General features: G+C 66.2%; 16 protein-coding genes. 7 read left to right on the forward strand and 9 right to left on the reverse strand.

The window, feature by feature from the left end:
* Positions 1–83 precede the first annotated feature (83 nt).
* The 4 genes from efeB to GSI01S_RS15665 all read left to right on the forward strand — a co-directional run bounded on the left by efeB (position 84) and on the right by GSI01S_RS15665 (position 6397).
* On the forward strand, positions 84–1385 hold the full coding sequence (gene efeB, locus GSI01S_RS15650; protein WP_372452502.1) for an iron uptake transporter deferrochelatase/peroxidase subunit: 1302 nt from the start codon (positions 84–86) through the stop codon (positions 1383–1385).
* A 35-nt stretch (positions 1386–1420) separates the two neighbouring features.
* Complete coding sequence (locus GSI01S_RS15655) at positions 1421–1834, forward strand: TIGR02611 family protein (RefSeq protein WP_006897581.1); 414 nt, start codon at positions 1421–1423, stop codon at positions 1832–1834.
* Positions 1835–1954: 120 nt separating this feature from the next.
* Entirely contained in the window at positions 1955–3259 is a 1305-nt protein-coding gene (locus GSI01S_RS15660; protein ID WP_006897582.1) for a hypothetical protein, read from the forward strand.
* Positions 3260–3322: 63 nt separating this feature from the next.
* Positions 3323–6397, forward strand: a complete 3075-nt coding sequence (locus GSI01S_RS15665) for a DEAD/DEAH box helicase (protein WP_039867845.1) — start codon at positions 3323–3325, stop codon at positions 6395–6397.
* Between the two features lie 96 nt (positions 6398–6493).
* Here GSI01S_RS15665 and GSI01S_RS15670 read toward each other — a convergent pair whose 3' ends face one another.
* On the reverse strand, positions 6494–7636 hold the full coding sequence (locus GSI01S_RS15670; RefSeq protein WP_006897584.1) for a nucleoside triphosphate pyrophosphohydrolase: 1143 nt from the start codon (positions 7634–7636) through the stop codon (positions 6494–6496).
* A 64-nt stretch (positions 7637–7700) separates the two neighbouring features.
* Positions 7701–8678: a LysR family transcriptional regulator gene (locus tag GSI01S_RS15675; RefSeq protein WP_006897585.1), complete on the reverse strand. Its 978-nt coding sequence runs from the start codon at positions 8676–8678 to the stop codon at positions 7701–7703.
* Between the two features lie 72 nt (positions 8679–8750).
* On the opposite strand from GSI01S_RS15675, the gene dapA reads away from it, so the two are divergent.
* On the forward strand, positions 8751–9683 hold the full coding sequence (dapA, locus tag GSI01S_RS15680; protein ID WP_006897586.1) for a 4-hydroxy-tetrahydrodipicolinate synthase: 933 nt from the start codon (positions 8751–8753) through the stop codon (positions 9681–9683).
* Positions 9684–9702: 19 nt separating this feature from the next.
* Here dapA and GSI01S_RS15685 read toward each other — a convergent pair whose 3' ends face one another.
* From GSI01S_RS15685 to GSI01S_RS15705, 5 genes are all read right to left on the reverse strand, one after another.
* Positions 9703–11259, reverse strand: a complete 1557-nt coding sequence (locus tag GSI01S_RS15685; protein WP_006897587.1) for an HNH endonuclease signature motif containing protein — start codon at positions 11257–11259, stop codon at positions 9703–9705.
* Between the two features lie 61 nt (positions 11260–11320).
* Entirely contained in the window at positions 11321–14911 is a 3591-nt protein-coding gene (gene mfd / locus GSI01S_RS15690) for a transcription-repair coupling factor (RefSeq protein WP_006897588.1), read from the reverse strand.
* 356 nt (positions 14912–15267) lie between these two features.
* Positions 15268–16485 carry a Dyp-type peroxidase gene (locus GSI01S_RS15695; RefSeq protein WP_006897589.1) on the reverse strand — a complete coding sequence of 406 codons (1218 nt, stop codon included), beginning with the start codon at positions 16483–16485 and terminating at the stop codon, positions 15268–15270.
* Positions 16482–17069 carry a copper chaperone PCu(A)C gene (locus GSI01S_RS15700; protein ID WP_006897590.1) on the reverse strand — a complete coding sequence of 196 codons (588 nt, stop codon included), beginning with the start codon at positions 17067–17069 and terminating at the stop codon, positions 16482–16484. Before GSI01S_RS15700 ends, GSI01S_RS15695 begins: the two co-directional genes overlap by 4 nt.
* A 74-nt stretch (positions 17070–17143) precedes the next feature.
* Positions 17144–17725 carry a hypothetical protein gene (locus GSI01S_RS15705; protein WP_101841605.1) on the reverse strand — a complete coding sequence of 194 codons (582 nt, stop codon included), beginning with the start codon at positions 17723–17725 and terminating at the stop codon, positions 17144–17146.
* A gap of 341 nt (positions 17726–18066) precedes the next feature.
* On the opposite strand from GSI01S_RS15705, the gene GSI01S_RS15710 reads away from it, so the two are divergent.
* Positions 18067–19833 carry a BCCT family transporter gene (locus tag GSI01S_RS15710; protein ID WP_006897592.1) on the forward strand — a complete coding sequence of 589 codons (1767 nt, stop codon included), beginning with the start codon at positions 18067–18069 and terminating at the stop codon, positions 19831–19833.
* 23 nt (positions 19834–19856) lie between these two features.
* Here the strand turns inward: GSI01S_RS15710 and GSI01S_RS15715 are convergent, their stop codons facing one another.
* Complete coding sequence (locus GSI01S_RS15715; protein WP_006897593.1) at positions 19857–20354, reverse strand: GNAT family N-acetyltransferase; 498 nt, start codon at positions 20352–20354, stop codon at positions 19857–19859.
* A 41-nt stretch (positions 20355–20395) separates the two neighbouring features.
* On the opposite strand from GSI01S_RS15715, the gene GSI01S_RS15720 reads away from it, so the two are divergent.
* Positions 20396–21817 carry an amino acid permease gene (locus GSI01S_RS15720; RefSeq protein WP_006897594.1) on the forward strand — a complete coding sequence of 474 codons (1422 nt, stop codon included), beginning with the start codon at positions 20396–20398 and terminating at the stop codon, positions 21815–21817.
* On the opposite strand, the gene GSI01S_RS15725 is transcribed toward GSI01S_RS15720, so the two are convergent.
* Complete coding sequence (locus tag GSI01S_RS15725; protein ID WP_006897595.1) at positions 21762–22496, reverse strand: TetR/AcrR family transcriptional regulator; 735 nt, start codon at positions 22494–22496, stop codon at positions 21762–21764. The genes GSI01S_RS15720 and GSI01S_RS15725 overlap by 56 nt on opposite strands.
* Positions 22497–22829: the final 333 nt, after the last annotated feature.

The raw sequence follows: 22829 nt of genomic DNA on the forward strand, positions 1-22829 counted from the left end.
AAGTGAGTGACAGCGAAGCGCAGCCGACCGGAGACCCTGAGGCTGGTCGAGTGCCCGATGCGAGCGAAGCGAGCAACGGGCGTATCGAGACCCCCGCACCCGACGCACCCAAGCCCGGTGTGTCCCGCCGCACCGTGCTCGGTGCCGCGGGGGTCGGCATCGCAGCCGGTCTCGCCGGCGGAGCCGCGATCGGCGCGACCGTCGGAGGTCGTGGCGACTCCGAGCCCGACCGCGTCGTCGCATTCCGCGGCGAGAGGCAGGCCGGCATCGTCACCGAGGCTCAGGACCGCCTGCACTTCGCCGCCTTCGACGTCATCACCGACTCGCGTGAAGCGCTGGTCGACATGTTGAAGAAGTGGACTGTCGCGGCCGAGCGGATGACGCGCGGTGAGGAGACCGTTCCCGGCGGTGCCACCGGCATGGGCGAGTATCACCCGCCCGCCGACACCGGCGAGGCACTGGGCCTGTCGCCCGCACACCTCACCCTCACCATCGGCTTCGGCCCCGGACTGTTCGGGCCGAGCGCCTCCGACCCCGGCCGCAAGGACCGGTTCGGCATCGCCGACCGCAAGCCCGCGGCCCTCGCCGACCTGCCGGCGTTCGCGCAGGAGAAGATCGAGCCCTCGCGCTCGTTCGGCGACATCTGCATCCAGGCGTGCGCCGACGATCCGCAGGTCGCGGTCCATGCCGTCCGCAACCTCGCGCGTATCGGCGTCGGCGTCGTCTCCGTCCGGTGGTCGCAGCTCGGTTTCGGTCGCACGTCGTCCACGACCCGCTCGCAGGAGACGCCGCGCAACATGTTCGGTTTCAAGGACGGCACCGCCAACATCCGGGCCGAGGACACCGAGACCCTCGATAAATGGGTGTGGGTGGCTCCCGGCGACAACCCGCCGGCGGCACAGTGGATGACCGGCGGCACCTATCTCGTCGCACGGCGCATCCGGATGGACATCGAACCCTGGGACCGAGCGAATCTGAAGGAGCAGGAGGACATCATCGGCCGGACCAAGCAGTCCGGCGCGCCGCTCAGCGGCGAGGACGAGTTCGACGAGCCCGATTTCCAGATCACCTCATACGGCACGCCGATCATTCCGCTGACCTCCCACGTCCGTCTCGCTCACCCCGACATGAACAACGGTGCGCAGATCCTGCGGCGCGGATACAACTTCACCGACGGCTCGGACGGTTTCGGCCATCTCGACGCGGGACTCTTCTTCGTCGCCTTCAACCGCGACAGCTTCAAGCAGTTCGTGCCGATGCAGCACCAGTTGTCACGCAAGGACGCGATGACCGAATATCTGATACCGAACGGTTCGGCGATCTTCGCCGTCCCGCCGGGGCTGCGTCCCGGTGAATACTGGGGACAACGTCTGTTCGAGAAGTAGCAGCGTCCCCTGACAATCGTAAGGACCTCACCGCCGTGCCCACGACCATGGACCGGATCAGATCACTCGGAACCGCGTACACGCGCGTCCGTCGGACGTCTCGATTCGGCTGGGTGCTGCGGTACCTCACCATCGCGGTCGGCTTTCTGGTCACCGCCGCCGGGGTCATCACGATCCCGTATCCGGGGCCCGGATGGGCCATCGTCTTCCTCGGACTGCTCATTCTGTCGCAGGAACTGGAATGGGCGGCACGCCTGCGCAAGTGGATCATGTCCAGACTCAACTCGATGTACTCCGATTACATCGACGGCAATCGGCTGGCGCAGTTCGCGCTCGCCGTCGGTACGTGCGCCATCGTCTTGCTGACACTGTGGGTGACGGGGGCACTCGACTTGGCGCAGGGCTGGGTCGGCCTCGACTACGGCTGGCTCGACTCGCCGCTGGGCTGACGGGTTGAGCTGACGGGTTGCGCTCACGGGTTGAGCCGCCGGTCGTGTGATCGATCGACGCCTCGCCCGGCCGGGGCGACTTCGATCATCGGTGGCCCTCCCGGGTGCGAGGATCGACGGGTGAACGAGACCTCACCCGCCGCCGGCCGATCGACCTCCAGGCTGCGCGCCGTGGTCAGCGCACTCATGATCGTCGTCGCCTTGATCCTCGCGCCCGTCGCCTCCGTCGGGACATGGGTACGCCTGCAGCTCGTCGACAGCGACCAGTTCGTCGCGACCTTCGCCCCGCTCGCGGACGATCCGGCGGTCCAGAACTTCGTCGCCGACCAGATCACCGATCAGATCAACCAGCAGGTCGATTTCGAGCAGATCATCGGTCAGGCCTTCGACGGAATCTCCGAGTCCGGACTTCCGCCGCGGGCCGCTGCTGCCATCTCGTCTCTCCGGGGGCCCGCCGTCGCCGGCATCCAGTCGCTCGTCGCGTCGACGGCCCAGCGGCTGGTGGCCTCCGATCAGTTCGCCGATCTCTGGGCGCAGAGTCTGCGCGTCACCCACAGACAGGCGACGGCGCTGCTCAAGGATCAGCCCGACGCGGCGCTGGCGCTCTCCGACAGCGGCACCCTGAGCCTGCAGCTCGCCCCGCTGGTCGACGCGGTGAAGCAGCGTCTATCCGCCCGCGGCCTCGACTTCGTGAACCGGATCCCGGTGACGAACCGATCAGTCACGATCCTCCACTCGGACTCGTTGGGTCTGGCGCGCGTCTCGTACCGGGTGGCCGTGATCGGCGGACTCTGGCTGTCGTGGGTGGCGGTCGGACTGCTCGTCGGCGGGATCCTGGTAGCCAACCGCCGGCGACGGGCGACGGTCGCGTCGTCGTTGGCCGCGGCCGTGATCTTCGCGCTGATGTCGATCGGCGTCTGGATCGGTGGAAATGTCTTCGTCTTCTCGATGAGCCCGAATCCGTTGCCGAGCGCTGTCGCGCACGCGATCTTCGACCAGGTGACCGCGATGATGGCGTCGACGCTGCGGGCCCTCACCTTCCTCGGACTGCTGATCGCGGTGGTCGGCTGGTTCGCCGGCCCGGCGCGGCCCGCCCGCGCCGTGCGGTCGGTCCTCGACTCGGGGTTCACTGGTCTGCGTGGCGCGCTGGACCGCGCCGGCGGCGACACCCGTGGCTTCGGCCGAGCCGTCGACAAGTACCGCGCCGTGATCTACTGGATCGCCCTCGCACTCGGCATGGCCGCCATGTTCGCCGCGCGGCCGGTGACGTTCACCGCGATGGCCTGGCTGGTAGTCGCGCTGGTCGTCGTGGCAGTGGGTGTCGAGGTGGTCCGGAGACCGGAGGTGGGTGAGGGCGGCGTCACGTCTGAGCCGCCAGAAACCAGTTTGCCCGCAGCGACTCCTTCACCGACCGACCTCGGGTAGTCGCTAACAGCGCAAACCGGGGTGTTCGTGAGAAATGTCGGTGGCGGATGCAACACTGTGCGAGTGGAAGAAGGCATCTACGAACAGCTGGTAACCCAAGAGCTCCACGCTGAACTCGAGTCCAGCGGACGGCGTTACGAAACAGCCCGCATCGATGCTGTCGACGAACCGCATCTACTCGCTCGGCACGTGAGCGACGTAGTCTACCGGCATCTCACCGCGATCAAAGATCGATCGGACCGGTTGAATGCCGCCAACGACGTCATCCGTCGTCTCGACTCCGAGAGCGCCGCTGTTGAGGAGCCTGCACGTCAGCTCCTCCGCGTTTACCAATCAGAGCATCCCGGCCTAACAAACCGATCTTCAATACGCCCCACAACTCCTTTGTCCGAAGCTGCGCTCCTCACCAACGCTAGCGGCGAGCCTTCGATCGGGCATGAGCTCCCAGCCGAACTTGCGTCGGCAGATTCGGTCGACCTAGTCTGCGCGTTCATCCGTTGGAGCGGCGTCCGTTTGCTCGAAGCTCAACTCGCGACGCTCGCTGACACTGATAAACCATTCCGGGTCATCACAACGACGTATCTGGGTTCCACCGAAAGAGAGACCCTCGACCGACTCGTGCGCAATTACGGGGCGCAAGTCCGCGTGCAATATGACAATCTCCGAACCCGCCTCCACGCGAAAGCGTGGTTGTTCCGCCGCCATTCGGGTTACGATACCGCATACATCGGTTCTTCGAATCTCTCCAATGCCGCGATGATTGACGGCGTCGAATGGAACGTGCGACTGTCGCGAGTCACCACCCCTGCCTTAATCGACAAGTTCACATCGACATTCGAGACCTATTGGAACAGTGACCCTTCGTTCGAATCCTATGATCCGGATCGAGACAGAGATCGCCTCGACGACGCCCTCGCAGTGGCTTCGGGTAATCGAAGTCACCGTTCGCTAACTCTGAGTACTTCAAGACTCGAAGTGAGGCCGTACCCATACCAGCAAATCATGCTCGAGGAGTTGCAGGCGGAGCGTGACGTACATGGCCGACACCGAAATCTGATTGTAGCGGCGACAGGAACCGGCAAGACCGTTCTTGCAGCTCTGGACTATCGCCGCATCGCTCACGCAGCCGAACACCGCCCACGGCTACTATTCGTAGCGCACCGTGAGGAGATTCTCAATCAGGCACTCAGGACCTTCCAAGAGGTGTTAACCGACCCAAATTTCGGCGAGTTGTATGTCGCCGGAGCTCGCCCAGAGCGACGGGATCACGTTTTCGCGAGCGTACAGTCGCTCAGTAGTTACGTCACCGAAATTCCTGCGAACCACTTCGAAGTGGTAATTATAGATGAGTTTCATCACGCTTCGGCACGTACATATCGACAGATAGTCGATCACCTGCAGCCCAATGAGATGGTGGCACTCACTGCTACCCCAGAGCGCGCCGACGGTATCGATGTTCGCCATTTCTTCGATGGTCGCATCGCATCTGAACTTCGATTGTGGGATGCACTCGAGGCCGAGCTGCTGTGCCCATTTCACTACTTTGGAATTGCCGACGGTACCGACCTATCCCGACTCAGCTGGAAGAGAGGAGGTTACGAAACAGCAGAACTTGAGACGTTGTATACCGGGGATGATGCGCGTGCACGGATCGTGCTCAACGCAGTACGCGATAAGATCGTCGCACCGCTCAACATGCGTGCACTGGGATTTTGCGTGAGCGTTCGCCATGCCGAGTACATGGCGCGAGTATTCACAGAAGCCGGAATCCCCTCTGCATCGGTGTCTGGCAAAATCCGGGGCGCCGAGCGGACCAAACTCCTCGCTAGTCTGGGCAATCGCTCCATCAATGCAATATTTTCGGTTGACGTATTTAACGAAGGCGTCGACATTAAGGAAGTCGACACGATCTTCATGCTCCGGCCAACAGAGAGCGCAACCGTATTCCTGCAGCAACTGGGGCGTGGACTTCGCCGCACTGAATCGAAACCTATTCTCACTATTCTCGATTTTGTCGGCAACCAACGCGAAGAGTTTCGCTGGGATCTCCGGCTCCGAGCACTAACGGGAGGCAGTCGACGGTCACAGAAACAGAAGGTCATCGATCAATTCCCAACGCTACCGTCCGGGTGTCGGATCGTGTTCGATAAGACCTCCCAAGAAATTGTTCTGGCCAGCCTTCAACGGCAGCTCACGATGCGATGGAAAGACATGGTCCGCGAACTACAATCGGTGGGCGATATCACCTTTGGAGAATTCCTGGACGAAACCGAATTGCCACTTGCGAACCTTGTCAAGGACGGCAACAAGTCATGGACTCGCCTGCGCCGAGATGCCGGCCATCTCTCCGCGTCAGGTTCGGTGCTGGAATCTGAGATCCTCAAGCGAAACCGAGCATTTTCACATGTTGACGATCCCGTCCGCGCGATAGCGTATCGGCGCTTACTCTCCGACACGAAGACCTACAGCGAACTATCCGATCGAGACAGGCGACTCGCGGATATGTTGATATTTTCCGTCTGGCCGACAGGCGGAGATTTCGCTTCCCTCCGTGAAGCTCTAGAACTTCTGCGATCAGAGCCTGAGGCATGCAAAGAACTGATCGCGATTACGGACTACGGATTTGAGAATTCTCGACAGCAAACAAGACCACTGGCGGGATCACTGCGTGATCTACCGCTGCAGCTCCACGCACATTACCAGCGCGAGGAGATTCTTGCTGCTCTCGGTGTTGCGTCACTACAATCCAAGCCAGGGAATTTTCGCGAAGGTGTAAAGTATATCGACGACCTCAATGTCGACGCATTCTTTGTGACGTTGACGAAGTCTGACACCGGATTCTCGCCGACGACAATGTATCGGGACTATCCGATAAGCCGTAGGTTGTTCCATTGGGAAAGTCAGTCGACAACGACACTTGCTTCAAGGACTGGTCAACGTTATGTGAACGGGACCAGCACTGTGCTGTTGTTCGTCCGACATCGGAAGGTGGGCGAGTTTGGCCCCATGCCGTACATGTTCATCGGCCCAGCAACGATGGCAGATCACCGAGGCGAGCGACCGATCGCCGTCACCTGGAGACTTTCATACGAGATGCCCGCCGAGTTCTTCCACGAAGCCAAGGTGGCTGCGGGGTAGATTCGCCGCCCCCGCGCTCCCGTGGTTTCGACACGCTCGTCGCTCCGCTCCTCGCGGCTCAACCAGCGGGCAGGGCTCAACCAGCCGACGGGTCGCCTACTCCCCCTCGGCGCTCCACTTCTCCACCACGACCATGCCGGGGACCTTCGGGACCTTCAGATCCTTGACCTTGTGAGTCTTGCCCTTCTTGTTCCGGGCGATCGGGTCTTCGTCGACGACCAGTTCCTCGTAATCCTCGTCAGCAGGGTCCTCAGCGGTGTCCTCGATGCCGGCTTCCTCGACGTCCGCGCCGGAGTCTGCGTCCGCGTCGGGCTCCGCCGATTCCTCGACATACGTCATTCCCAGGTACTTGCGCCACGTGTTGTCGTCCCGGGGCACCACACCGTCCTCGGCGGCGGCGCCCTCGGCGGTACGGACCTGGTTCATCAATGCGATCGCGCGACGACGGAGGTCGTCCTCGACGCTGCCGACGGCATGCTTGCGGAAGGGGATATCGACTCGATAGAGCGAGGGGCTCACGGCCGCGACGGGGAAACCTGCGCCGGCGAGACGCTCGAACACCTTCTGCACCAAGGCCAGCGCCGGCTGGGTGGTGACGATGCCGTCGAGCACACTGCCGCGTTCGCGCTCGGCGGCTTTCGCCGCCTCCCACTCGTTGATCTGACGGTGCAGATCGGCGTGCTCACCGCCCAGAACACCGGGTGTTCGATTCGACACTTTGTCGATGAAGCTCTGCGCCACGTCGTCGATGTCGAACGCCCCGACCGCCGAATCAGCGGCGATGCGCGCGTGGAACAGCACTTGCAGGAGGAGATCGCCGAGCTCAGAGCAGAGTTCCTCGGACGTACCGTGGTCGATCGAGTCGAGCAGCTCGTACACCTCTTCGAGAAGGTACTTGCGCAGCGAGTCGTGCGTCTGCAACCGCTCCCACGGGCCCATGCGACGAAGCCGGTCCATCAGCTCGACAGCCCGCAGCAGCTTGCCGCCCGGGAGATTGCTGCCTTCGATGACCGGCTCGCCCCACTTCAACCGCTCGACGACAGCCGGATGATCACGATCAGAACTCACCAGGGTCTTAGTACCGTCGTCCTCGACCAGACCGACGAGCTCGTACGACGGCAACTGCCACAACAGCGACGGGTGCACCTCTTCGGTGACGGCCACGGTCTCCGCGAGCAGCGCCACCGCACCGGCAGGAACGAGATCGGGTCGCGACGCGTCGAGCAGGACCACGGTCATGGAAGCTCCTCCTCGCAAATCAGTGTCAACCTCGACATTAACGCGTCACAAGGCTTCGCTCCGGTCACACGCGCGGGAAGGAATCGTGTCGCGCATTACTGCCGGGATGGCGGCCTGACACCGAGCCATCCTCACTGCCGTCTTCACTCGGCACGCCCCTGATCTCCGTCAGTACTGCCCGCAATGCCGGGTCGGCCTCCGCGCTGTGTCTCCACACGGTATGGACCTCACGCCGCGGCGCATTCTGCAACTCGCGCACCGCCACCCCCTCCGGCACGCGAGGCCGGGCGAGGCGCGGGATCAGCGCGACCACGTCGCCCGCCTCGACCAACGCCATCTGCGTGCCGAAGTCGTCCACCGAGTGGATCACGTCCGGCTGCTGCTCCGACTCGGCGAACAACCGCTCGAACCACCGATGACAGACCGTGCCGACGGGACTGGTCACCCATCCGCAGTCGCGGAGCTCGGCCCGCCGGATCGGCCGGTCGGCCTCAGCCAGCGGATGCCCCAGCGGCACCGCGAGGTCGCCGATGTCGGTGTGCAGATGCGACCGCTCCAGCCCCGCCGGCACCGCGACCGTCACGCCGTCGGCGTCGTGAACCATCGCGAGATCGGCGTTGCCCGACTCGACCGCGTACACGGCGGGCACCGGATCGAGTTCCGTCACCTCGACTCGCACCTCCGGATGGAGGCGTCGCACACGCTTCAATGCGGGCGCGACGATGCCGCGGACACCGGTCGAGAACGCTGCGATCCTCACCACACCGCGCGGCGAACCGGCATCCACCGACCGTGCCGCCGCCACCGACTTCTCAAGCGCGTTCAGCACTTCCGGCGCGGTCTCGACGAGCGCATGTGCGGCCGGAGTCAGCACCACCCGGCGCCCGGCCGGCGCCACCAGACGCACCCCGACCTGCGACTCGAGCCTCTTGATCTGCTGAGAGATGGCCGAGGGCGTGAACCCGAGCTCGTCGGCGGCCCGCGCCATCGTCCCCAAATCGGCGACGGCCCGCAGAGCTCTCAATGCTCCGACATCGATCATGAAGTACTCCTAACGATTACTCACGATAACTCCTCGCTTGTGGTGAACTATTTCCGTGGCGACGATGAATGCATGACTTCGACCTCGCATCCCGCGCGCGCGATCTTCGGATCGAACCTCGTCGCCATGCCGACGCCGATGAACCCCGACGGCTCGCTCGACGAGGTCGGCATCGGCGCGGTGGCGAAGCATCTCGTCGACACCGGCTGCGACGGGATCGTGGTGGCCGGCACCACCGGGGAGGCTCCGACCCTCGAACTCGTCGAATTGCTTCGCGTACTGGAACTGGTCCGCGCCGCGGCGGGTTCGGCGACCCGCCTCGTCGTCGGCGTGGGCACCAATCACACGGCTAAGAGCGTCCAGACCGCCAGAGCAGTCGCCGCGGCAGGCGCCGCCGACGCTCTGCTGGTCGTGACGCCCTACTACTCGAAGCCGTCTCAGGCCGGAGTGATCGCTCACACGGTGGCGATCGCCGACGCCACCGAACTCCCGGTGATGCTCTACGACATCCCCGGCCGCACCGGCCTCGCTCTCACCCGGGAGACGCTCGTCGAACTCTCGCACCACCCGCGCATCGCCGCGGTGAAGGATGCGAAGGGGGATCTGTTCGAGGTGATGTCGGTGATGGCCGAGACCGGGATGGCGTACTACTGCGGCATCGACGAGCTGAACCTGCCGTACCTGGCGGCCGGAGCCTCGGGTCTGGTCAGCGTGATGGGAGTGGTCGGCGCAGACCGCAACAGGGACCTCATCACGGCGATCGATGCGGGCGATCTGCCGCGGGCCCGCGCGATCAATGACGCCGTCCTCCCCCTGACGATCGCACTGATGCGCACAGCACCGGGTGTGGTGACCGCGAAGGCCGCGCTCCGCGAGATCGGCGTCATCTCCCATGCCGCCGTACGCGCGCCACTGCTCGAGGCGACCGCCTCTGAGGTCGCCGTCATCCGTGCCGCCCTCGCAGCCGACGGTCAGCCGACCGGCGATCGGTTGCTGACGGCATAGCCGACGCGCGCTATCACCCTCAGAACGGCGGTTCGCCGTCGCCAACCAGCATCGCCTCTCGGCGTCGGCGGTTAGCCGCGCGCCGCTGCATCCGATAGCGATGTTTGGCCTGGGTGCGGGTCCGTGCCCTCTCGGGCTCCCCCTCGGCGTGTCGTGGCGGTTCGCGCGACTGACCGATCGACACGCCGTGACGGCACTGGAAGCGGCCCAGCTCCGGCAGCAACCAGAGGTTCAGCGCCTCCTGACGCACCGAGACTCCGTCCGGGGTCGTCACCTCCGACCAGAGAACACCGGCCGCATCGACGACCTGGTCGTCGACCCACCCGCTGCCGAAGGTCTTCAGACCGTGATGGAAGCGGCATTTCGGGTTCAGATTGCACAAGCAGGTCGGGCCGCCCGCGGCGGGGTCCACGTGATCGAACTCGACGACGTGATCGAGATCGGATTTCCACGCGGGACGATCGCAGCCCGGCCAGGTGCACGTGCCGAACAGGGCACGCACCGCGGTGGCTACAGCGGCGGACGGCCGGTATCGATCCGCATGGGCGGCGCAGTCGGCGATGACCTTGTCGATGTCGAGTTCCCGTACCACCGCGTCGGGCCGAGCCATGAGTTCACGGGCACGCCTGGCCGAGATCGGACCGACCCCGTCTTCGTACGCCGGAGTCTCCGACGCCCCGTCGAGGGCGTCTTTGCGGACCACGACGTGAACCACGATCTGACCGCGCCGCGATTCGACCTGCTCCGGCGACAGGGTCGAAGCGCAGTCCTCGCGATCGCATCGGCAGGTGAACTCGGCGCGATGCAGCAGCGCGGTCGCGGCATCGGACCGACGGGTCTGCTTCGTGCGGGGATCGAAGGGACAGACGCCGTCGGCGAGGGCGTCGATGGTTCCGAGCGCGATCACCGCATCCTCGGACGAACCGGTGATGACCATCTCCGATATGCCGTCGGACACCGGGGACACGACCACGTTCTTTCCTGCTGCGATCTGCTCGCGCGTCATGGTCACCGCATCGGGATCGTACTCGGCGACCACTGCGGAGACGATCGACTCGACGCGGGCGGCCGATAGCCCGCCCGCCTCGGAGAGACGGTGCGCGATCTCCGCGTCGATGAACTCCAGGAGCTCCAGGTCGTCCACGAGAGCCGTCTGCTCGACGGCCCGCGTGAACCACGCGATCGTGATCCGACCGTCGCGCAGGAGCCTGCCCACCGCCGGGATCCGCTCCACGCACGCGATCGCGCGATCGACGAACATCTCAGCGGTGTGCGGCCGTACTCCGGCTGCGACCGCGTAGGCCGCGGCCGTCTGGCATTGCGGGTCGTAGAGCCGCGAGTACGCGTCCACCGCCGAATCAACCTCCAACTCAGCCCTTCTCGCCTGATACAGGCGGTACACGGCGGCGTAGCGATGCCACATCACCGCGCCCTGATAGCAGTCCGATCGAGCGGCGAATCGCAACAGCGCGGCTCGATCGCCCTTCGCGCCGTCCGGGATTCCGATCCGGATGACGATCGCATCGTCGTCGATCCGGACCGTCGAACCCTGAAAACGGTCGATTCGAGTACTCATGCCGCCCCCTTCATCGAACTCACATTCGAGACTATCGGAGGGGTCTGACATCGACCGGACGCTACGACTCCAGCGGCGCGATCGTCTGAAGGAACGTGACGAGATAGTCGACGAGCTCTGTGTCCCGGAGTCGGGGGGAACCGACGCCGCCGGTACGCGGGATCGGCAGTGTCACCATGTGGGTCGCGGCACGGTAGCTCGCCGACGAGTACATGCGCGCGAGCCGGACCTGCTGGCTGTCGAGCAGAAGCATCGGTGAGATCCGGATGGATTGACCGGCCAGACCGACCTCCGCGATACCGCGTTCGCGGCACCGGAGCCGCAGACGTGCGATCGCCGCGAGACGCTGCGTCTCGACGGGCGGCTCACCGTAGCGGTCGGTCAGTTCGCTCATCACCTCGTCGACGTCATCGTCACTGGTGGCCGACGCCAGCTTGCGGTATGCCTCCAGCCTGAGCCGGTCCGCCTCCACGTACTCGACGGGGATGTGCGCGTCCACCGGCAGGTCGATGCGCACCTCGACGTTCTCCTCGGTCGCCACTGCCTTGCCGTCGGCCGCGGCTCGGTACGCCTCGACCGCTTCGCCGACCAACCGCACGTAGAGGTCGAAGCCGACACCCGCGACGTGCCCGGACTGCTCGGCGCCGAGGACGTTGCCGGCACCGCGCAGCTCGAGATCCTTGAGCGCCACCGCCATGCCGGCACCGAGTTCGTTGTTCTGGGCGATGGTCGCGAGCCGGTCGTAGGCCGTCTCGGTCAGCGGCTTGTCCGGGCTGTACAGCAGGTACGCGTACCCGCGCTCCCGGCTTCGCCCGACGCGCCCGCGCAGCTGGTGCAGCTGCGAGAGCCCGAAGTTCTCCGCACGGTCGACGATCAGGGTGTTGGCGTTCGAGATGTCGAGCCCGGTCTCGATGATCGTGGTGCACACGAGGACGTCGTACTCGCGGTCCCAGAAGCCCTGGACGGTTCGTTCCAGTTGCTCCTCGCCCATCTGCCCGTGCGCGACCACCACCCGGGCCTCGGGAATCATGTTCGCGAGATGCTTGGCGGTCTTGTCGATGGTCGAGACGCGATTGTGCACGTAGAACACCTGACCGTCGCGCAGCAGCTCGCGCCGGATGGCCGCCGCGACCTGCTTGTCGGAGTATGCGCCGACATACGTCAGGACCGGGTGCCGTTCCTCGGGCGGAGTGAGGATGGTCGACATCTCGCGGATACCCGCCATCGACATCTCGAGGGTGCGCGGGATCGGTGTCGCCGACATGGTGAGCACGTCCACGTGGGTGCGCAGCGCTTTGATGTGCTCCTTGTGCTCCACACCGAAGCGCTGCTCCTCGTCCACGATCACCAGACCGAGGTCTTTCCATCGGACGCCGGTCTGCAGCAGCCGATGCGTGCCGATGACGACGTCGACCTCACCGGAGGCCATCTGCGCGATGATCTCCTTCGACTCGGCCGGATCGGTGAACCGCGACAACCCGCGCACGGTGACCGGGAAGCCCGCCATCCGCTCGGTGAAGGTCTGCAGGTGCTGCCCGGCGAGAATCGTCGTCGGTACCAGGACCGCGACCTGCTTCCCGTCCTGAACGGCCTTGAACGCGGCGCGGACTGCGATCTCGGTCTTGCCGTAACCGACGTCGCCGACCACCACCCGGTCCATCGGGACCGGCTTCTCCATATCGGCCTTGACCTCGCCGATCACCGTCATCTGGTCGACGGTCTCGGTGTAGTCGAAGGCGTCCTCCATCTCCCGCTGCCACGGGGTGTCGGGGCTGAACGCGAAACCCGGTGCCGCATGCCGCGCGGCGTACAGCTGCACCAGTTCGCCCGCGATCTCCCGGACCGCCTTGCGCGCCTTGCGCTTGGTATTGGCCCAGTCGGAACCGCCGAGCTTGCTGAGCCCCGGCTGCTCGCCGCCGACGTAGCGCGACAACTGGTCGAGCGCGTCCATCGGAACGTACAGGCGGTCGCCCGGCTGTCCCCGCTTGCCGGGCGCGTACTCGATCACGAGGTACTCGCGCCGGGCACCGGAGACCGTGCGTTCGATCATCTCGACGAACTTGCCGATGCCGTGTTGGTCGTGCACCACCAGGTCACCGGCGCTCAACGCCAGCGGGTCGACCTGATTGCGCCGCTTGGCCGGCAGTCGCCGCCCGTCCTTCACACCGACGACGCGAGCGCCGGTGACGTCCGCCTCGGTGGCGATCACCAGACGCGCCGACGGGCAGACCAGTCCGCGCCGCAGCGTGCCGTGGAAGACGCCGACCGCGTCGGCCGGCAACTCATCGCCCGGCTCCACGAGCCGGGCCGGGACCTCGGCCTCACCGAGACGGTCGACGAATCGCATCGCAGTGCCCCGGCCGGCGGCGATCAACGCCGCACGACCGCCCGAGGCGACCTGAGCGCGCAACGACGTCATGAACTCGTCGAGCTCGGCGGGGTCGCCGTGCGGCGCCGGCCCGGGCTGCAGATCGAGTTCGAGCTCCTCGCCCGATCCCGCCGAGAGCGGACTCATCGTCCACCACGGTTTGCCCGCCTCCACGGTCGCACGTTCGACGTCACCGACGCTGCGGTAGGCACTCGCCGACAGGTCGATGGAGGGTTCGCCCGCGGCCACGGGCGCCGCTGCCCCCAGCGCCGCGGCGTTCCACGACGCCTCCAAGAACTCCTCGCCGGTCCTCGCCAGATCGACGGCACGGGTGCGCACCTTCTCCGGATCGAGGACCAGTACCCGAGTGCCGTCGGGCATCACCTCGGTGAGCATCTGCATCCGGCCGTCGACGAGTGCCGGGATCAGCGCTTCCATTCCCTCGACGGGAATGCCCTCCGACAGTTTGGTCAGAATCTCGCGCAGCGACTCGTCCTCGACTGTCGACGCGAGTTCGGCGGCCCGGTCCCGGACCTCCGCGGTCAGCACCAGTTCTCGGCACGGATGAATCTGGACCACCGACGTGTCGATCTCCGGCTGCGTCCGCTGGTCGGCGACGGAGAACGCGCGGATGTCGGTCACCTCGTCGCCCCAGAACTCCACTCGCACCGGGTAGTCGGCGGTGGTCGGGAAGATGTCGAGGATGCCGCCGCGCACCGCGAACTCGCCGCGGGCACCGACCATGTCGACGCGCTCGTAGGCCATCTCGACGAGCTTCTCGATCAGACCGTCGAACTGCGCCTCCGTGCCTTCGGTGAGCGTGACCGCGCGCATCGCTCCGAGCCCGGGAGCCATCGGCTGCACGAGGGAACGGACGGTCGCGACGACGACGCGCAACGGGGACACCGCCGGGTCGGCCAGTCGACTGAGCACCGCGAGCCGGGCACCGACCGTGTCGGCGCTGGGCGAGAGCCGCTCGTGCGGCAGCGTCTCCCACGACGGGAATTGAGCGACGACCGACGTCCCGTTGGGCCCCGACGGCAGCAGTTCCGACAGTTCGGTCGTGAGGTCGTCGGCCTCCCGACCGTTGGCGGTCACGACGAGGACGGGGTTCTCGGAGATCTCGGCCAGTTGCGCAACCACCAGCGGCCGGGCCGCGTCCGGTGCCGTGATGTCGAGGCGAGTCTCGCCCACTCGTTCCCGCAGCAAACCGAAGGCCGCATCACGAAACGCGAAGGAGGTCAGCCCGGACAGGGAGGGACGCGGCGCAGAGGGGGTCGACACTGTGTCAAGTGTAGAAGACCACCACGGCCTGTCGCCCCCAGGCTGGTTCGGTGCTCAGGCTGGTCGGTTCCCAGGCTCGTCGGTCCCGGGCTTGTCGGTCCCCCAGGCTCGTCGAGTAAGTCGAGGAGCGGAGCGACGAGGCGCATCGAGACCGCGCAGGCCGCCTGACACGGTCTCGATACGCCGCGGCGCTGCGCGCCGAGGCTACTCGACGAGCCTGGGGAGGGCGCTGCGCGCCGAGGCTACTCGACGAGCCGGGGAGGGCACCGCGCGCCGAGGCTACTCGACGAACCTGGGGAGGGCACTGCCCGCCGGGCCCTCTCGACGAGCCTGGGGAGGGCACCGCTCCCCCTCCCTCACCCCGACCGACCGGCGGCCGCGAGCAGCGATGCGCCGAGCGGGCGCGAAGGAGCGGCGCCGGGCAGAATCGCGTACACCGAGGAGCCGATGGGCGTCGTCCACTCGTTCAGGTCGTCGTGTTCGTCCAGGCGCTGCTGAACCGGAATGTACTGCTTGACCGGATCCCGCTGATACGCGGCGAAGATCAGCCCGCTGTTGGACGTGTCCGCCGAGCCCGCCTCGGGCGGGTCGTCGTAATTGAACCCGCGACGGATGAACTGCTCGTCCGGCGCCCGACGATGCGCCCGCGCGATGTGCGACGACGGCGGGATCACCGGGATGCCGCCGCGTGAGGCGTCGAAATCAGGATCGTCGAACTCGTCGCGCCCGGTCAGCGGTGCGCCGTTGTCGAGGGTGCGACCTGTGGAGAGCTCCCGCCCCCGGCGATCGAGCGCCTCCCAGGTGTCCATGTGCATCGCGATACGCCGCAGCACCAGGCTCGTCCCGCCGGCCATCCAGGGCTGTTCGCGCCCGTCGTCCCAGAGGAGGGAGCCGTAGTCGTCGGGGCTCGGCTGGACGGTGCCGTCCACCTGTCCGAACAGGTTGCGCATCGTGCCCGGCGCCATTCCCGGACTGTTGCGGAACCCCCGCTGCACCCACCGGACCCGCACACTGCGGCGGACCGACGAGGTCAGCATGCGCGTCGCATGTGCCAGGGCCACGGGGTCGTCGGCGCCGATCTGCAGAAGCAGATCAGTCTGTCCCCACCGCGGATCCAGCCGGTCGATCGAGAAGGGCGGGAGCGGCGCGAGCCATGACGGCCGCAGAGGCGCGAGAGCCGGCGCCCGGAACACCCGGTCACCGAGACCGACGGTGACCGTCAGGTTGCACGGCAGCACCGCGAGTTCGGGCTCGGTGTCGGACAGGCTCGGCTCGGCACGGGTGAGCCTCGACGCGTCCTGCGTCCACAGGCGAAGGACCCCCGCGAAAGTGTCGACGTCGGTCGGGTCGACGAGATCCAAGCCGACGAATTGAGCGTGCGACTGAGCCGGGGTCACGATGCCGGACTGATGCGTGCCGTAGAACGGCGTCAGGCCGGAACCCGCGGCGGGGTCGGGCGAGGAGAACTCTCGCCCGACGCCCACCGCGGCCGCCCCGATGCCGATGCCCGCCAGGCCCGCTCCGCCGGCGAGGAGGGTACGGCGCGAGACGCGACCAGTCCGCTGCTCAGTCACTGATGCGAGTCGGCGTGCGCCGACTCGGACTGCTGCATGTCGTGCCCGGCCGTGCCGTGGTCCATGTCCGGGTGGTCAGTGTCCCCGCCGGGCGCGTAATTCTCCTGATTGCCGTCGAAGTCTCGGGCGAGAGCGTCGAAGGTCTTGGTGGAGCCGTCCTCGAAGCGGATCGTGAACGCGACGTTCTGTCCGGTCGTGATCGGCCTGGTGACATCCATGAGCATGAAGTGCTCAGCGCCCGGCGACAGCGTGATCGACGACTTCGCCGGGACGAGGAAGCCGCCGTCCTTCTGGCGCATCGTGGTGCCGCCGGAGCCGTTGTCGACCACTTCGTGCATCTCGGTGGTGCGGGCGAGGTCGGTGTGCGCCGACACGATGCGGATGTCGTGGTCGGACGAGTTGGCGATGGTCCCGAAGGCGGCGGTCATTCCCGATTCGGCGGCCTTGACCCATTGGTCGGAGACGGTGATCGAATCGGAGGCCGGTGCGGAGGAGTCGTCGCTGCCGCAGGCCACGACGACGAAGGACAGCAGGGCTGCGGCGGTGAGGCCGAGCGAACGGATGAGGGTACGGCTTATCGCCATGAGTGATGTCTCTTTCGTGCAGAGTCTGATACCCCGCGATCGGACGAGACCGCCGGGGTGGTGTCGGATGGGGTTCAGACCAGCGAAGGAGGACCGCGGACCGCGGCGGAGGCGACCATCGGCGCGGGCCGGAGCGCGGCAGCGTGACGGTCGGCGCGGATGACGACGAAAGCGGGGTCGAGACACACCCGCGTGCTCACCAACCGCCAGACATGGGACACGCTGTTGCCGTACGCCCGGCTCAGTTGCTCGGCGACGAAGAGCACGGCAGCCGCGGCGGGGACGGCGAGTGCGTGCCAGAACAGCATCAACGGCCCGGGCGTCACGCCGGCTCCGTGTCCCGCGTGCCCTGCCATCAGCGACAGCACTCCGTGAGCGGTCGCCTGGCCCGCGGACAGCGCGACCAACGCGCCGGTCGCAGAGATGCCGATCCGGCCGCGAGCCCGTGCTCGCTCCACCGATCGCACCTGAGCGGCGCGGACCAGTCCGACCCCGAGCGCCAGGCCGAGGAGCACCGCGGACTGCGCCGTCGTGGGAAGGTGCCCACCGCCGATCGAGTGGGCCGCGACACCCAGGATGAGCGAGACCACCGATGCCAGGAACCCGTGCGCGGTCGCGGGGACCTGCGCACCGGTCGGCGTCGGGCGAATCAGCACGTCGTCAAGGGTACTACCGGAGGTCGTACCGGCCGAGTCGGCCGCCCTTCGCGGCTCTTGCGCGCGACTGCTCGTCGTCGACGCGCTCGTCGAACGGACCGTCGTCGACCCGACCGTCGGACACGCTGCCTGACCTCGGCGATCGCCGCCTCGGTTTGAATCATCGCCGTTCGCCACCGATCGTGGAGTGCATGTCTGACGAACGGGAGAATGCTGACAGCGAACCACGGGGGACGGACACAGAGCACGGGACGGACACAGACGCCGTGCTCTTGGACGGCGCAGTATTGATCGACCCGTACACAAAAGAGGCGACATCCGTATCTCCGGGCGTTGCACCGGTGCCCCACCACTGGCACGTCGGCGAGAACGACACCGATGAGGAGATCACCGAGAAGCTCAAGCGCCAGGGAGTCCGGCTCGGCCGCGGTGGAATCGCTCCGGCGGTGTTCTGGCCGGCACTGATCGTGATCGTCGCGGTGAGCGCTCTCGCCGTCGCGTTCCCCGACCAGACGAGCGAAGTCTTCACCGATGTCCAGAACTGGATCGTCTCGAACCTGGGCTGGTACTACATGCTGATCATCGCGTGTTTCGTGGTGTTCGCGGTCGCGCTGTGCTTCTCCAGGCTCGGCCGCATCCGGCTGGGCAGACCCGATGAGGCTCCCGAGTTCGGCAGGGTGAGCTGGTTCTGCATGCTGTTCGCCGCCGGAATGGGCATCGGACTGGTCTTCTACGGCGTCGGTGAGCCACTCACATATGCGACCGTGCAACCGAAACCCGGCTGGAGCGGTAGCCAGGAGGACATCGCCGGTCTGGCGATGGCCCAGACATTCATTCACTGGGGTCTGCACCCGTGGGCGGTGTACGCGGTGATCGGGCTCGCGCTGGCATACGCGATCCACCGCCGCGGGCGACCGGTGTCGATCCGGTGGGCGCTCGAACCGCTGCTCGGCGATCGGGTGAAGGGCTGGGCAGGCGACCTCATCGACATTCTCGCCATCTTCGGCACGGTCTTCGGCGTCGCCACGTCGCTGGGGCTCGGCGTGCAGCAGATCTCAGCGGGCATGCAGTCGATCGGCGTCATCGACTCCGTCGACAACACCCTCCTGGTGATCCTCATCGTCGCCATCACCTTCCTGGCGACCCTGTCGGTGGTGAGCGGTCTGGGCACCGGAATCAAGTGGTTGTCGAACATCAACCTGTCGATCGCCGGACTGCTGGTGATCGCGATGCTGCTGATCGGTCCCACTCTCTTTCTTCTGCGCAACTTCGTGCAGTCGATCGGCGTCTACTTCGCCAACCTGTTCAACATGACGCTCGACGTCGGAGCCTTCCAGGGCCAGGAGGCACAGGACTGGCTCAGCGACTGGACGATCTTCTATTGGGGCTGGTGGATCGCCTGGGCGCCTTTCGTCGGCGTGTTCATCGCCCGGATCTCGCGCGGGCGGACAGTGCGCGAGTTCATCGCCGGATGCCTGATCGTGCCGACTCTGGTCGGATTCGTCTGGTTCTCGGTGCTCGGTGGTACGGGCCTGCACCGGCAGTTCTTCGGCGAGGGTGACCTGGTGGAGGACGGCAAGGTCTCGCCCGAGGGATCGCTGTTCCACGTGCTGTCGGACATGCCGCTCGGCACGGTCTTCTCGATTCTCGGGATCGTCCTGGTGGCCGTCTTCTTCATCACCTCCTCCGATTCCGGCTCACTGGTCGTCGACATGCTCGCCTCGGGCGGCCACCCCAATCCGCCGGTGTGGTCCCGCGTGCTCTGGGCGTCGCTCGAGGGCGTCGTCGCAATCGCTCTCCTGCTCGCGGGCGGACTGCGGTCGCTGCAGGCCGCGTCGCTGGCCACGGCCCTGCCGTTCAGCGTGATCCTCGCGATGATGTGCTTTGCGACCGTGCGGGGTCTGCGATTCGAGCACGACAAACTGCGGCGGGCCGCTCAGGCACAGCGGTTGGAGGCCGCGACGTCGCACATCGCGGGCGAGGTCTTCAGCACGATGCCGGACGAGCCGGCCCTGCGCGACTATGTCGACGACCGCATCGACTACCGCCTGAGCCGGACCCGGGGCGGGTGGCGACCCGAGCGTTTCGGCCCGAAGCACCGCGAGTAGACCGTACTGGGCCTTCGGGCGGTCTACGCCCCGATCGTGTACTGCAGGTAGACGCAGCCGATCCAGCGGTCGAACTTGCGCCCGACACCGGGTGTGCGACCCACTTCGACGAAACCGACCTTCGTGTGCAGCGCGATCGACTCCGGAACGTCCTCGGAGACCACGGCCATGATGGTGCGCGTCACCGCCGGGTCCGCCGCGTCGATCAACGCGCGCAGCAGGTGCTTGCCCGTCCCCCGGCCCGCCGCCTCAGGCCGAAGGTAGATGCTGTCCTCGGCGGTCCAACTCCAGCCCGCCTTTCCCCGATACACGCCGAGATAGGCGTAACCGACCACCTCGCCGGGTGCGCCGGCCACGAGGAACGGGCGTCCCGCGGCAACAGTCGTCTCGAGTCTGGTCCGCCACTGCGCGACGGAGGGCGCCTCGAGGTCGAACGTCGCAGTGGAGTTCTCGACGTAATACCGGTAGATGTCGGCAACGGCCTCGCAGTCGTCGGACGTCGCCGGGCGAACGGTCAGCATGTGCTGATCTTGCCGCACCGCCGGGCAACTACGCTCGACTGGTGGGCGATAACGAGTCAGAACCTATCGAGGTCCGCGAGGAGGACGTCGAGGACCACGGAGCCGACCGCCTCAAGACGGGGCTGAAGCCACGCCACCTCGTGATGATGAGCCTCGGATCCGCCATCGGCGCGGGACTGTTCGTCGGGTCCGGAGAAGGCATCGCGCTCGCCGGACCCGCGGCACTCGTCTCGTACGCCATCGTCGGCGTCATCATCGTCTCGGTGATGCGAATGCTGGGCGAACTCGCGGCGGCCGATCCGAATCCCGGCGCGTTCTCCTACTACGTCGGCAAAGCTCTCGGGCCCGGAGCCGGCTTCATGATGGGCTGGCTGTGGTGGGTCCAGATGACGATCGTGGTCGCAGCCGAGTCGCTCGCGGCGGCGGAAGGACTCAACGCACTCGTCGGCCTGCTGCCCGTCTGGGCGTGGGCGCTGGTGTTCATGACTGTATTCAGCGTGCTCAATCTGACCGGAGTGTCGAACTTCGGCGAGCTGGAGTTCTGGCTGTCGTTGATCAAGGTGACGTTCATCGTGCTTTTCCTGGTGATCGGAGCGGCCTACCTCTTCGGGTGGATGTCCGAGCCGTCTCCTGGACTCGCCAACGCCGGCGACTTCCTCCCGCACGGCATCGGCGGTGTCACGGCCGCACTTCTGGTGATCGCGTTCGCCTTCGGCGGAATCGAGATCATCGCCGTCGCCGCCGCGGAGACCGACGATCCCGGTCCGAGCGTCACGAAAGCCATCCGGACCATCGTCTGGCGCATCCTGGTCTTCTACGTGGGATCGGTGGCGGTGATCATGCTCGTCCTACCGGCAGACGATCCGCGCATCCGCGAATCGCCGTTCGTCGGCGTGCTCGAGCAGACCGGCCTTCCGGCGGTCGCCGCCACGATGGGCGCCATCATCGTCGTCGCGCTGCTGTCGTCGATGAACGTCAACCTCTACGGCGCGTCGCGGATGCTGTTCTCCCTGTCGGTGCGACGGATGGCGCCGCGGTCGGCGCGGCGGGTCTCCTCCCGTGCGGTTCCCGTCCCCGCGCTGCTCGCCAGCACCGTGTTCGGCTTCCTCGCAGTGCCCGCGACCTACTTCTGGGGCGACCAGGTTCTCGATCGTCTCCTATCGGTGGTCGGCTCGACGCTGCTCGTCACGTGGCTCGCGATCACCTGCGCCCAGATCGTGCTGCGCAGACGCGCCGAGCGCGACGGAACGCCGCTGCCGCTGAAGATGTGGGGGTATCCATACCTGTCGTGGCTCACGCTGATAGCTCTGGTCGCTATCACGGTGCTGGCGATCGTGACCCCGTCGGTTCGCGGTCAGGTGATCTCGACCGCCGTTCTGGTGACCGTTCTCTGGACTGCCGGAGCAGTCACTTATCGTCGTCGTTCGACGCAGCCGAGTCGGCGAGCGCCGGGTGCACGGTAGGCTGCGTCGGCTCTTTGTACTCCGCGTCGACGAGCATCGGCTCGGGATCGAGCCGCGTGAGGCCGTTCCAGCACAGATTCACCAGATGCGCGGCCACCACCTCCTTCTCCGGCTGCCGGACGTCGAGCCACCACTGTGCGGTCACTGAGACCATGCCCACCAGCGCCTGCGCGTAGAGAGGCGCCAGCGCGGGATCGAATCCGCGCCGCTCGAAGTCCCCGGCGAGAATGTGTTCCACCTGGCTGATCGCGTCGTTCAGCAGGCTCGAATAGCGAGTGTCCTCGCCCCCGCTGGTCGACTCTCCTCGGACCAGGATGCGGAACCCGTCGGTCCGCTCCTCCATGTAGGTCAGCAACGCCAGCGCGACCTGCTGAATCCGATACAGCGACCGATTCTTCGTGAGCGAGGACGTGACCATTTCCAGCAGGGTCTCCATCTCGCGGTCGACGACGACGGCGTAGAGACCTTCCTTGCCGCCGAAATGCTCGTAGACGATGGGCTTCGACACACCGGCACGCTGCGCGATCTCCTCGATCGACGTTCCCTCGAAGCCACGTTCGGCGAACAGCCCCCGCGCCACCTCGATGAGCTGCAGTCGACGCTGAGCCCCGGTCATCCGGGCCCGGGGTGCCTTCGTGACGACTTCTGCTCCGCTCTCCGCGGGCCTGCTGATGGCCATGCCACCAATGGTAGTGTCGGCCTCAGACTCCGAAAGCCACCGAGCACGGAGAGAGGGAGTCGCGCTGTGCCCGGTCTCCCGAGGTTGGTCGAGTAGGCGGGTGAGCGTAGCGAGCACGCCGTATCGAGACCACTCTCCCGTCGTGTGCGGTGGTTTCGACTCGCTTCGCTCGCTCAACCAGCCTGCGGGAAGACGGTCCCTCGAGGTTTGTCGAGTAGGCGGGCGAGCGTAGCGAGCACGTCGTATCGACACGACTCTGCCCGTCGTGTGGTGGTTTCGACTCGCTTCGCTCGCTCAACCAGCCTAAGAGGGGTGCGCGCTCAGCCGGCCTGG

This window comes from Gordonia sihwensis NBRC 108236 (assembly GCF_000333035.1).
Classification (GTDB): Bacteria; Actinomycetota; Actinomycetes; order Mycobacteriales; family Mycobacteriaceae; genus Gordonia; species Gordonia sihwensis.